The 11,504-nt window shown below is 56.5% G+C and carries 10 protein-coding genes; 1 reads left to right on the top strand and 9 read right to left on the bottom strand.

From position 1 onward, the window contains the following. Positions 1-14: 14 nt before the first annotated feature. From moaA to ABD735_RS00290, 7 genes are all read right to left on the bottom strand, one after another. Positions 15-962 carry a GTP 3',8-cyclase MoaA gene (gene moaA, locus ABD735_RS00320; protein WP_425548567.1) on the bottom strand — a complete coding sequence of 316 codons (948 nt, stop codon included), beginning with the start codon at positions 960-962 and terminating at the stop codon, positions 15-17. A 78-nt stretch (positions 963-1,040) separates the two neighbouring features. Beyond that, positions 1,041-1,304 (bottom strand): MoaD/ThiS family protein, encoded by a 264-nt coding sequence (locus ABD735_RS00315; RefSeq protein WP_344802113.1) that lies wholly within the window; start codon positions 1,302-1,304, stop codon positions 1,041-1,043. Next, positions 1,301-1,789: a cyclic pyranopterin monophosphate synthase MoaC gene (gene moaC, locus ABD735_RS00310; RefSeq protein ID WP_344802112.1), complete on the bottom strand. Its 489-nt coding sequence runs from the start codon at positions 1,787-1,789 to the stop codon at positions 1,301-1,303. Before moaC ends, ABD735_RS00315 begins: the two co-directional genes overlap by 4 nt. A gap of 33 nt (positions 1,790-1,822) precedes the next feature. Continuing rightward, a complete protein-coding gene (locus ABD735_RS00305) occupies positions 1,823-3,091 on the bottom strand; it encodes an NUDIX domain-containing protein (RefSeq protein WP_344802110.1) in 1,269 nt (422 codons plus the stop codon). Between the two features lie 39 nt (positions 3,092-3,130). After that, positions 3,131-4,366: a bifunctional glutamate N-acetyltransferase/amino-acid acetyltransferase ArgJ gene (gene argJ, locus ABD735_RS00300; protein WP_344802108.1), complete on the bottom strand. Its 1,236-nt coding sequence runs from the start codon at positions 4,364-4,366 to the stop codon at positions 3,131-3,133. A gap of 1 nt (position 4,367) precedes the next feature. Next, on the bottom strand, positions 4,368-7,169 hold the full coding sequence (gene secA, locus ABD735_RS00295; protein ID WP_344802106.1) for a preprotein translocase subunit SecA: 2,802 nt from the start codon (positions 7,167-7,169) through the stop codon (positions 4,368-4,370). 204 nt (positions 7,170-7,373) lie between these two features. Next, positions 7,374-8,327 carry a peptidoglycan DD-metalloendopeptidase family protein gene (locus ABD735_RS00290; protein ID WP_344802104.1) on the bottom strand — a complete coding sequence of 318 codons (954 nt, stop codon included), beginning with the start codon at positions 8,325-8,327 and terminating at the stop codon, positions 7,374-7,376. Positions 8,328-8,429: 102 nt separating this feature from the next. Here ABD735_RS00290 and ABD735_RS00285 point away from each other — a divergent pair, with 102 nt between their 5' ends. Beyond that, the gene (locus ABD735_RS00285; RefSeq protein ID WP_344802102.1) at positions 8,430-9,005 is read left to right on the top strand and encodes a DciA family protein; all 576 of its coding nucleotides are present in this window, start codon (positions 8,430-8,432) and stop codon (positions 9,003-9,005) included. Between the two features lie 71 nt (positions 9,006-9,076). Here ABD735_RS00285 and lpxC read toward each other — a convergent pair whose 3' ends face one another. Further along, entirely contained in the window at positions 9,077-9,985 is a 909-nt protein-coding gene (lpxC, locus tag ABD735_RS00280) for a UDP-3-O-acyl-N-acetylglucosamine deacetylase (protein WP_344802100.1), read from the bottom strand. A gap of 325 nt (positions 9,986-10,310) precedes the next feature. Continuing rightward, the gene (gene ftsZ, locus ABD735_RS00275; protein WP_344802098.1) at positions 10,311-11,477 is read right to left on the bottom strand and encodes a cell division protein FtsZ; all 1,167 of its coding nucleotides are present in this window, start codon (positions 11,475-11,477) and stop codon (positions 10,311-10,313) included. Between the last annotated feature and the right edge of the window lie 27 nt (positions 11,478-11,504).

The following is an 11,504-nucleotide window of genomic DNA, read 5'->3' as shown; positions in this document are numbered from 1 at the left end:
TTCACTGACACGAACTATCCACCTGTCATATTCATGAAACGGACGATCTGAGGCTCATCATCGAGATCGAAATGATGACGCTCTGGCTTGACGTCCATTGAGGCCACGATCGCTGCTTTCAGTGCAGCCCTGTCGTTCGGATACTGTCGAACAATTTCCCTGAGATCTATCGAGTGCTCATTGCCGAGGCACAGCAGGAGACGACCTTCGACGGTCAACCGGACCCGGTTGCATGTAGCGCAAAAATTCTCGCTATGCGGTGAAATGAAACCGATCCTCGACTCATGGCCCGGTATCCGCCAATAACGACTCGGGCCGCCGAGCGCCGTCTGCTGCAGCATGGGCTGAAGCTGGTATTCGCTGGTGATCAATTGTCTGAGCGCTTCACTTGATACGTAGACACTCGCTCTGTCGTGCTCTGTAATTGCGCCAAGTGGCATTTCTTCTATGAATGAAAGGTCGAGCCCCTTGCTCAGCACGAAGCGAACGAGATCGAGTACTTCATCTTCATTGCGACCCTTCATGATCACGGCATTCAGTTTGATCGAAGGAAAGCCGGCCGCTTTCGCTGCATCGATGCCACTAAGTACCTGTTGCAGATCGCCAGTGCGGGTGAGTTCCCTGAAGCGCTCAGGAATCAGGCTGTCGAGACTGACGTTGAGACGTGACAAGCCAGCCGCACGCAACGGCTGAGCCAGTTTGACGAGCTGAGAGCCGTTGGTGGTCATGGTGAGCTCCTTGAGCCCCTCAAGACGCCCCAACTCGGTGACCAGGCTCATGACATCCCGCCGGACCAATGGCTCACCGCCGGTGAGCCTTATTTTCTGCACGCCAAGCTCAACGAAGGTCGAGCCGATGTGCGCGAGCTCTTCGAGCGTAAGCACACTGGCCTTCGGCAGAAAAGTCATGTCTTCTGACATGCAGTAGACGCAGCGAAAGTCGCAGCGATCTGTCACTGACATCCGCAGATAGGTCACGCGCCTGTTGAAGCGGTCGATCAATGCCTGGTCGTTACTCAAATACCAACCTCGATTGACAGGCTAACCGCCTGTAACTGGTGGGAAGAACGCCACTTCGTCGTTGTCTTCGACGCGTGCGCTGAAATCACTCATGCTCTGGTTAATCGCGCAGCGCAAGCCTTGACGGCTGTCCGCCGTGCTAGCCTCTTCGCCGCCGAAATAGTCGAAGGCTGCTGCGAGCACCTGCTCGGCTGTCGGTTCCGAGCCGATTGTCCCGAGGTCAAGCTGCCAGCTTGCGGCGCCCATCGTTTCGCGCAGTTTACCGAAAAACAGGACTTCAATCATATGTCAGACGCCTCCTGCCGATGCCACTCTCCACTAGCGCCACCGGTCTTGACCACAAGCGCGGTGTTCTCGATGCGGATGCCCTTGTCTACAGCCTTGCACATGTCATAGACAGTAAGCGCTGCAAGACTGGCCCCCGTAAGCGCCTCCATTTCCACACCGGTCTGACCACTGGTACGGACCCGACACTCGATACGCACGGCATGCCGTTCCGGCAAGACCTCAAGCGTCACTTTTACACTGCTCAGGAGCAGAGTATGACACAGCGGAATCAGATCTGCGGTGCGCTTGGCAGCCTGAATGCCAGCAATACGAGCGGTAGCGAAAACGTCACCTTTCTTGTTATTGCCGGCGATCACCTGCTCTAGTGCCGCAGACGACATAACGACCAAACTTTCGGCGACGGCAGTACGACTCGTGACGGCCTTGTCGCCGACATCGACCATATTGGCCTCTCCGTGCTGGTTAAGATGCGTAAGGTTCATGACTGCGCTGACTCTCCCGGCAGCAGATGAGTATCAGGTATCGGAAAATCCGAAACCTCGAATGGCAGCAATGCCCTGACCACCGCGAATGATGGCTGTTCCAAAGTCCTGGTCTGTCAGACCGCCCAATGCGAAGGCCGGCACCGGGCACTCGCGGGTGAGATGCGCAAAACCACTCCACCCCAGAGGCCTGACCTCGGGATGGCTCTGGGTTCGAGCCACCGGCGAAATGAAGACCTGGTCCACGCCCAGCAGCACGGCTTGCCAGAGCGCCTCCTGGCTATGTACCGAAGCACTCAGCAGACAAAAATCGGGCAACTCGAGCATTTTCCTAAGCGGTCCGTAGCCGCCCGTGGCTGAAGCCTCGTTGGCCAGGCAGTAATACTCGTCGCGCGCGGTGCCAGTATCAAGCCGATCGCTCCAATACTCGCACTGAGCCGATGTGAGGTGTATGAACGCTGAAGCTCGAGGCAAACTCTGCTCTGGGGTCGACTTGCCTGAAAATGCCCGTAACCAGCGCTGCAGGTCCCCTGCCGACAGACCCCCGCCATTACCGTGATCAAGGTAGATACCGAGAGGTACCGGCTGCTGATCCCACGCCTCAGTGAACACCTGCTTTTGCAACAGCGCTGCCTGCTCGGCGTAATCTCGCGCCGACAGATGCTTTGCCCGTAGCAGAATACTCAGGCGACTCCTCAATCGTTGGATCGGCGGAGACATCAGCCAGCTCGAGAGGCTTGCAGCCAGATCTGCGGTGCGCTCACGCCGCACAGGTGCAATAGCGCTGTCCGTCAGCCGCTGCCGGCTGGCCTCTAGGGCGCGCAGCGATGGGAACTCAGGCGTAACCTGCACGAACACGGACGCCTGAAGCGCAATGATGATGCCGCGATTCGCCGCTGGAAAATGGCGCGGATCCAGATCTGCGATGCGCATCCAGGCCGCTTCCTGCGCCTCTACTCCGCGAGGCTCTCCTGTCCAGTGCTGAACTTCCAGCACATTGAGGTGCACGCGTTTCTGGGAAAGGCCGACGCCATAATGCCAGGGAATTTCGATGAGCGGTCTGAGCGTCGTTCTTTCACTGAATACGATGCCCAGCTCTTCACGGAGCTCTCTGGCCATCGCCAGCTCGATGGATTCGCCTGCTTCGCACTTGCCACCTGGAAATTCGAGCAAGCCACCCTGGTGCTGATGCGAGCCCCGCCTGGCGACAAAAACCTCGCGCAACGCTCCAGAACCACGGATCAGAACGCCGACAGCGACCTGAATGACCTGGATATTGTTCGAGATCGCATTGACTTGCATGGCAGCGCCTTATTCAAAAGCCGAACCGACGGGTCAGACTCAGCTGCGGTATTCTGCGTTGATCTTGACGTAGTCGTAAGACAGGTCGGTTGTCCAGACTCTGTCACTGCAGGATCCGCGACCCAGCCGAATCGTGATGGTGATGAACTCTTCCGCCATGACCGCCTGTCCTGCAGCTTCAGTATACGCCGCGTCTCGCCCGCCATTGCTGACGATGCAAACCTCATTGAGATCAATACGCACAGCGCGGAGGTCGAGACTGCCATTGCCGTGGCTCGCATCGAAGCGGGCGCGGCCGACAGCGGCCAGTATCCTGCCCCAGTTCGGATCCGCCGCAAAAAATGCAGTCTTGACCAGTGGGGAGTGTGCAACAGTGTAGGCAACCTCGAGCGCCTCTCCTGGCGTCGCCGCATCGTCAACCTGAACCGTGATGAACTTGGTCGCGCCCTCGCCATCAAGAACGATGGCCTGCGCCAGCTCAGTCATCACGGCCTCGACAGCCTCGGCGAATGCTTCCCAGTCGGCATGATCAGGATGCAGTGGCTCTTCACCTCTCACACCGGTGGCAATAAGGACACAGGCATCGTTAGTGGAAGTATCCCCATCAACCGTTATCCTGTTGAAGGTTTTCGCGCTGGACTCGCTCAGCAGCAGCTGCAAAGCTTCAGGGGAAACACGGCCGTCACAGGCCACGTAGGCCAACATGGTGGCCATATTCGGGCATATCATGCCCGAACCCTTGCTGATGCCCGTAATGGTAATGGTCTCTTCGCCCAGCTGCACCTGACGCGAGCTGCCTTTGGGGCGAGTGTCTGTAGTCAGAATGCCTCTCGCGGCGCGAGCCCAGTTGTCCGGGGCCATAGACGCCAACGCTTCAGGCGCAGCATCCATGATCTTCTCGATAGCCAGACGCTCGCCGATAACACCGGTAGAGAACGGCATGACCATCTCGCGTCGGTCGCTCAGGGTTTCACACATCTGGTAGGCAGTCGCCAGCCCCTCATCCCCAGTACCTGCGTTGGCGTTCCCCGTGTTCACGATCAGATAGCGAACGTGACCAGGCATCATACCTTTTTGCAGGTGCTCACGAGCTACTATGACTGGCGCAGCGCAAAACTGGTTACGGGTAAACACCGCAGCCACTTCACAATCCGGAGACAGCTCGAACACGATGATATCGTCGCCCTCAGGGCGCTTGATCTGGGCGTTTGCCGCTCCGATGCGGATACCTTCTACTGGCAACAGCTCACACAGTTCATCTGGACCGATAGCCATATCAGGCAACCACCTTGCCATGACATTGCTTGAACTTCTTGCCTGAACCACAGGGGCAGGGTTCGTTACGACCAACCTTTCGCGTATCACGCTTGAAAGTGCCGGGTGCCTGTTCGTCATCACCTTCGTCTTCGCCCTGTGAGTCGCCACGCGACTGGCCGGACTCCTCCATCAGACCTGGCGCCTCGGGATGTTCTGCCTTCGAACGCATCAATTCACGCGCAACCGCTTCCCGCCGCTGATTTTCCAGCGCTTCGATTTCTTCCGGAGCACGCACCTGCACTTTTGACAGCCAGCGGATAACGTCCTGCTTGATCGAACTCAACATGGTCTGGAATAGCTCGAAAGCTTCGCGCTTGAATTCCTGCTTTGGATTCTTCTGAGCATAGCCGCGCAGATGGATGCCCATTCGCAGGGTATCCATGTTGTGCAGGTGCTCTTTCCAGAAGAAATCGAGCTTCTCGAGGAAGAGCTGTTTCTCCAGCGAACGCGCGCGCTCCGGTCCGATCTGCTCGACCTTGTTCTGATAGACCTCAGTCAGTGACTTCAGGATCTTCTCGCGGAGGGTCTCTTCCATGAGTCGCTTGTCATCGTTCAGCCACTGTTGAATTGGCAAGGTGATAGCGAACTCTTCCTTCAGACTGCGCTCCAGGCCAGCGACATCCCACTGCTCCACCATGCTCATCGGCGGGATGAACTGGCTGATGAAGGCATCGACAACGTCGACCCGAATGGTCTCGATCATGTCCGAAATATCTTCACGGCTCATGACTTCATTGCGCTGATCGTAAATGACGCGACGCTGATCGTTGGCGACGTCATCATATTCAAGAATGGTCTTACGAGCATCGAAGTTACGACCCTCGACCTTCTTCTGAGCCTTCTCGATCGCGTTGCTCACCATTCTATGCTCGATGGCCTCGCCCTGCTGCATGCCGAGTGCCTGCATCATGCCCTTCATGCGATCCGACGCGAAAATTCGCATCAGATTATCTTCGAGGGACAGGTAGAATCGGGTGGAGCCCGGATCACCCTGGCGTCCTGATCGACCACGTAACTGATTGTCGATACGTCTCGATTCGTGACGCTCACAGCAGATGACATAGAGGCCGCCAGCCTTCAATACGGACTCGTGACGCTTGCGCCACTCCTCTTTCGCGACGTCGATCTTGTCCTGTGATGCACCGGCCGCTTCGAGCTCGGCCAGTTCAGACTCCCAGCTACCGCCCAGCACGATGTCGGTACCACGGCCAGCCATGTTGGTGGCAATCGTGACCGTACCCGGCCGACCTGCTTCGGCGATAACGGTGGCTTCGCGCTCATGCTGCTTGGCATTGAGAACGTTATGCGGCAGCCCTTCCTTTTTCATCAGACTGGACACCAGCTCACTCGACTCGATAGAGGCTGTGCCAACGAGAATTGGGCGGCCTTCAGCGATGCCTTCCTTGATATCTTCTATGATCGCTGCATATTTTTCGGTCTCGGTCATGAACACGAGATCGTTATGGTCGATCCTGCTGACAGGTTTGTTGGTCGGAATGACGACGACGTCGAGGCCGTAGATCTGACGGAATTCGAAAGCTTCGGTATCGGCCGTACCAGTCATACCGGCAAGTTTTTCGTACAGGCGGAAATAGTTCTGGAAGGTTGTAGAAGCCACGGTCTGGCTTTCGGCCTGAATGTTCAGGCCTTCCTTCGCTTCGATGGCCTGATGCAGACCGTCGCCCCAGCGGCGGCCAGGCATGGTCCGACCGGTATGCTCATCGACAATGACGACCTGCTCGTTCTGAACGATGTACTCGACGTTCTTGGTAAACAGCTGATGCGCCTTGAGCGCAGAGTTGACGTGATGCAGCAGGTTGAGGTTGGAGGCGGAGTATAGCGACTCACCTTCTTCCAGCAGGCCTTCTCCGATAAGGAGCTCTTCCACAAAGGCATGACCGGCTTCGGTCAACTCTACGCTTCGCGCTTTTTCATCGATCGTGAAGTGGCCTGTAGCCTCGGCACCGGGCTCGCCCAGCTTGGCGGCGATGGCTGATGCATCCGCAGCTGGCTCACCACGTTCGAGCTTCGGTACGAGCGCATTGATGCGGCGATACAAATCTGAACTGTCTTCAGCCTGACCACTGATGATCAGCGGCGTTCTGGCTTCATCGATAAGGATGGAGTCGACCTCGTCCACGATGGCATAGGTCTGGCCGCGCTGCACCTTGTCCTGCATGCTGAAGGCCATGTTGTCACGCAGGTAGTCGAAGCCGAATTCGTTGTTGGTACCGTAGGTGATATCAGCTGCATAGGCCGCGCGCTTGGTCGTCTGATCCTGACCGCTGACGACGATGCCGATTTCGAGTCCAAGGAAGCGATAGAGCGGCGCCATCCATTCGGCATCACGTCGCGCGAGGTAATCGTTGACCGTGACGACGTGAACGCCCCGACCTGACAGAGCGTTGAGATAGACCGGGAGCGTTGCGACGAGGGTCTTGCCCTCGCCTGTTCGCATTTCTGCAATCTTGCCGTCATGAAGGACCATACCGCCAACGAGCTGAACGTCGAAGTGACGCATGCCCATGACTCGCCGGCTGGCCTCGCGAACCACTGCAAAGGCTTCCGGCAGGAGCTGATCCAGCGTTTCGCCTTTGCCTATACGCTCGCGGAAGCTGGTGGTTTTCGCCTGCAACTCGGCGTCGTCGAGCTTTTGCAAACCCTCTTCGAGCTCATTGATCTTGCGAACGGTCTTACCCATCCGTTTGACTTCACGGGTATTTTTGCTACCGAAAACTTTCTTGGCTACTGAAGCGAACATAGATAAATCTGACCTGCTGTTATCGGGTAAGTGGCAATTCAGACTGCCTGCCGCCCAAAATCCGAGAAAATGTACAGATGCCCCTGGCTTGGGCATATCTGCGCCGCATGATCGGCCCAGTCGACCGAGCTTACGGAAAGCCGAGCATTGTAACGCTGAATCGAGGCGTGGATAAAGGGCAGCGCGTTTAGACCGGCGCCCACATCAGCGGCTCGCACGCTGAACGTACTTCTGCGGGCTCACGCCCTTGCCATCCTGCAGCACCTCGAAGTGGACGTGAGGACCAGTAGATCGACCACTCGAGCCTAGCAGGGCCACCGTCTGGTCTGCCTGCACCACGTCGCCGACCGACACCAGAATCTCCTTGCAGTGCGCGTATCGGGTTACCAGCCCATCGCCGTGAGCGATCTCGACGGTATTGCCATATCCGTAGCGGGAGCCGGCAAAAATCACCACGCCACCAGCCACAGCGATGATGTCGCTTCCGTCCTGGCCAGCGAAATCGAGGCCATTATGCCAGGCACGCTTACCGGTGAATGGGTCTGACCTGAAACCATACTGAGACGACAACCATCCTGTTCTCACAGGCTTGCCCGCGAGAACCTGCTGTCGCGCGATTTTATCGTAGACCAGCACGTCACTCATGACACCGAGTTGCTGCTGCCGGGACTCAGCCTGCAGCTCAAGCCGGCTCAGCGCACTGTCGAGGTCTGCAAGATTGAAGGACTCCGGCGCGACGATATCTTCGGGTCCACCAACAGAGGGCAATGAGTCGAAATCGAACTCGCCTTCGGGAAGTTCGGACATCGAAGTCAGCCGCTGCCCAAGCGCGTCAAGACGCAGCAGCCGCGACTGCAGTTCGCCGAGCCTGAGCGTAAGCATGTCCATCTGCTGACTATACTGTTGCCTGGTGGCTTCGATCGCGGTCGCCTGATCTTCGAGCGTCTGACGCCAGTTCTGAACGACCTGTTGTTCCAGAACGGCATTTTGAGAACTGATAACAGCGTTTTCGCCAAGTCGCTGGCCGACTGTAAAACTCAACAGGCAAAGCGCTGCGATGAACGCTGTGCCGAGAATAATCCACCGTCTGAGGTCTCGAGAGGATACCGCAGCCGTTTTCGAGGTGTGCGAATCCATGCGCATTATGAGAAAATTCATCCTGTCTCCACACTTGGTTATGGTACTGGCTAATTACACTCCATAAGCATCACACTTATATGACTGCAGTCTGTGCTGCGAAAAACCACAAGCAGGTGCGCCATGAAGAAGTCGAAATCGCTCCCGCAGTCAATTGACGCACTGCTCAATAGTCAAAAAAACGCAAGCGATGATAGCACGGTTGGCAGAGCCAAGGGGAATAGCCCCTATAGACGTCCCATCCGTAAGCAGAAGCTTTCGTCGATTGTGTCACAAGCCAGCGCCTATGCCGATTATCAAGCCAGTTTCGAAGCGGCCTTGCCCGCGCGCCTCCGGGGCAAGGTTCGGGTGCTCTATACTGACAACGGTTTGCTCCACGTCGAGTGTGAAGAAGCCTCTACAGCAACACTGTTGAGGCTGCAACAACACGGCATCGTGGCTGCACTGGCCGAGAACCCGCATTTTGAAGGCGTTATCGCGCTCAAACCGAAAATACGGCCGGTAGAAAGACGCAAGACCTTCAGGCAGGGCTTTCACCTGCCTGATGCCGCAACCCTGCAGTGGCTAGCCAATACTACGGATACCGCTGATCTGGTGGATGCCCGCAAGGGCGCGGATGAAGAAGGTGATGTGGTTGATCGGGCGCTTTCGCAGCTCGTCAAGGCCTTGCAGCAGGCGGCCCGGCGACAATCGTCCTGACAAAAAAAAGCGCCACCTCAGGTGACGCTTCTCTTGTACAACCGATCGATCGGATCGATTGAAGTTCCGGTTCAGGCCCAGCCTGGCTGAAGAACGCCCTGCACTTCTGTCGCAGGATCTTCGAAAGTGACCATTTCCCAGGCATCTGATTGCTGAAGCAGTTCGCGGGCCAGCATGTTGTTCAAACCGTGGCCAGACTTGAAGCCTCTGAATTCACCCAACAGCGAATAGCCGAGCAGATAGATGTCGCCGATAGCATCGAGAATCTTGTGCTTGACGAACTCATCTTCGTAACGAAGACCTTCCTCGTTGAGGATCTTGTAGTCGTCGATCACGATGGCGTTATCAGTACTGCCGCCAAGGGCCAGGTTCATGGAGCGAAGTTTTTCGATATCGCGCATGAAACCAAAAGTTCTCGCCCGGCTGACTTCCTTCACGAAAGAAGTTCTGGAAAAGTCGATGCTGGTGCTCTGTGAATAGTTATTGATGACCGGGTGATCGAAGTCGATCGCAAAGCTCATCTTGAAACCGTCAAAAGGCAGGAAGCTGGCTACCTTGTCTCCGTCGGTCACAGTTACTTCGCGCTTGATGCGAATGAATTTCTTCGCAGCGCTCTGCTCCTGGATACCAGCAGACTGGATCAGATAGACAAACGGGCCGGCACTGCCATCCATGATAGGCACTTCTGCCGCACTCAACTCGACGATGCAGTTGTCAATACCCAGGCCTGCGAAGGCTGACATCAGGTGCTCAACAGTCGATACGCGCACCTGGCCATTCACCAGGTTGGAAGACAATACAGTATCCCCGACGTTGCCGGCCTTGGCATCAACTCTGTTTTGTCCCTGCAGGTCTGTGCGCACGAAAACGATGCCGTGATCGACCGGGGCTGGCTTCAGAGTCAGGTAGACCTTGTCGCCAGAGTGTAAGCCGACACCGGTCGCCCGAATTGTATTCTTGAGAGTGCGCTGTCTAATCATTGCGTTGCTCATCCAATCAAGATGCAGGTTGTCTGTTAGTAGAAGCAGACCCTATTCCTGGACCGCGAAGTCATGTTAACAGTTGTCATCATGACGTAATCATTCTGTGACATCAGTATAGCCAGAGTGTGGCGGCTAGAAAGGCCCTGCGCCTTAGGTAATTACCGGCACAGCGCGGGCTGCCACAACGATATCTGACGGACTGATGCTGGCTGTGACGAACGCTTTTTACAATTTCATCACAGCAAAAATCGAAATACTTCAGGTCGCCGACCCCGCCCCCATAATGGTATGGAGGCGGAGAGCGACTTCTGCAAGGCCTGTATTAATCAGCCTGACGACGTAAGAATGCCGGAATATCAAGGTAATCGATATTGGGGGATTCTCCTACAGCGCGTCGATCCAGTGCCGCATTACCGACTGAACCACCGCTATGGCCGCGCTTGCGCATGACTGCAGGGCGGTCCAGCTGATGGTAATCGGTAGTGCCATTTGGCTGGCGGGTGCTGTTGTCAACGACCTTGACCGGCTTTTCATAGCCACCGAGACCAGTTGCGACGACTGTGACGCGGATCTCATCCTTCAGCTCGTTATTGATAGCCGTACCGATGACTACAGTCGCGGAATCAGAAGCGAACTCTTCGATAATGGCACCCACCTCGGCAAATTCTCCCAGAGAGATGTCCATACCTGCCGTAATGTTGACCAGTATACCGCGTGCGCCCTGCAGGTTGATGTCTTCGAGCAGCGGGCTTCTGATCGCATGCTCAGCCGCTTCCTTGGCTCGGCCTTCGCCTGACGCCACACCAGAGCCCATCATCGCCATGCCCATTTCAGACATGACCGTCTTCACGTCGGCAAAGTCGACGTTGATCATGCCAGGATTGACGATGAGGTCTGCAATGCCCTGCACTGCGTTCAGCAGGACATCATTGGCCGCTGCGAAGGCGTCGAGCAGGCTGGTGTTCTTGCCCATCACGCTCAACAGCTTCTCGTTCGGGATGGTGATCAGCGAATCGACATACTGACCCAGCTCCTTGAGGCCGGCTTCAGCGATCTTCATGCGCTTGGCGCCTTCGAAGGGAAACGGCCGGGTGACGACCGCAACGGTGAGGATGCCGAGCTCCCGAGCAACTTCAGCAACGACTGGCGCACCACCGGTACCCGTACCACCACCCATACCGGCAGTGATGAAGACCATGTCAGCACCGGCAATGACTTCTGCGATGCGTTCGCGGTCTTCTATGGCTGCCTGACGACCCACATCAGGATTGGCGCCCGCACCCAGGCCCTTGGTGATGTTGCCACCAAGCTGGATGACGTGTTTCGGATCGAGATCGCGCAGTGCCTGGGCATCAGTGTTGGCGCAAACGAACTCTACGCCAGCGACCTGATTTTCCAGCATGTGACGGACGGCGTTGCCACCGCCACCACCAACACCAACGACCTTGATAACTGCATTCTGTGTAACACTTTCGACGAGTTCAAACATATCCCAATCTCCCACAACAGTGATGTT

Origin of the sequence: Allohahella marinimesophila, from assembly GCF_039538005.1 — a bacterium.
GTDB lineage: Bacteria > Pseudomonadota > Gammaproteobacteria > Pseudomonadales > Oleiphilaceae > Allohahella > Allohahella marinimesophila.
Note: the sequence above shows the minus strand (reverse complement) of the source record. Positions and strands in the feature narration are given on the sequence as shown.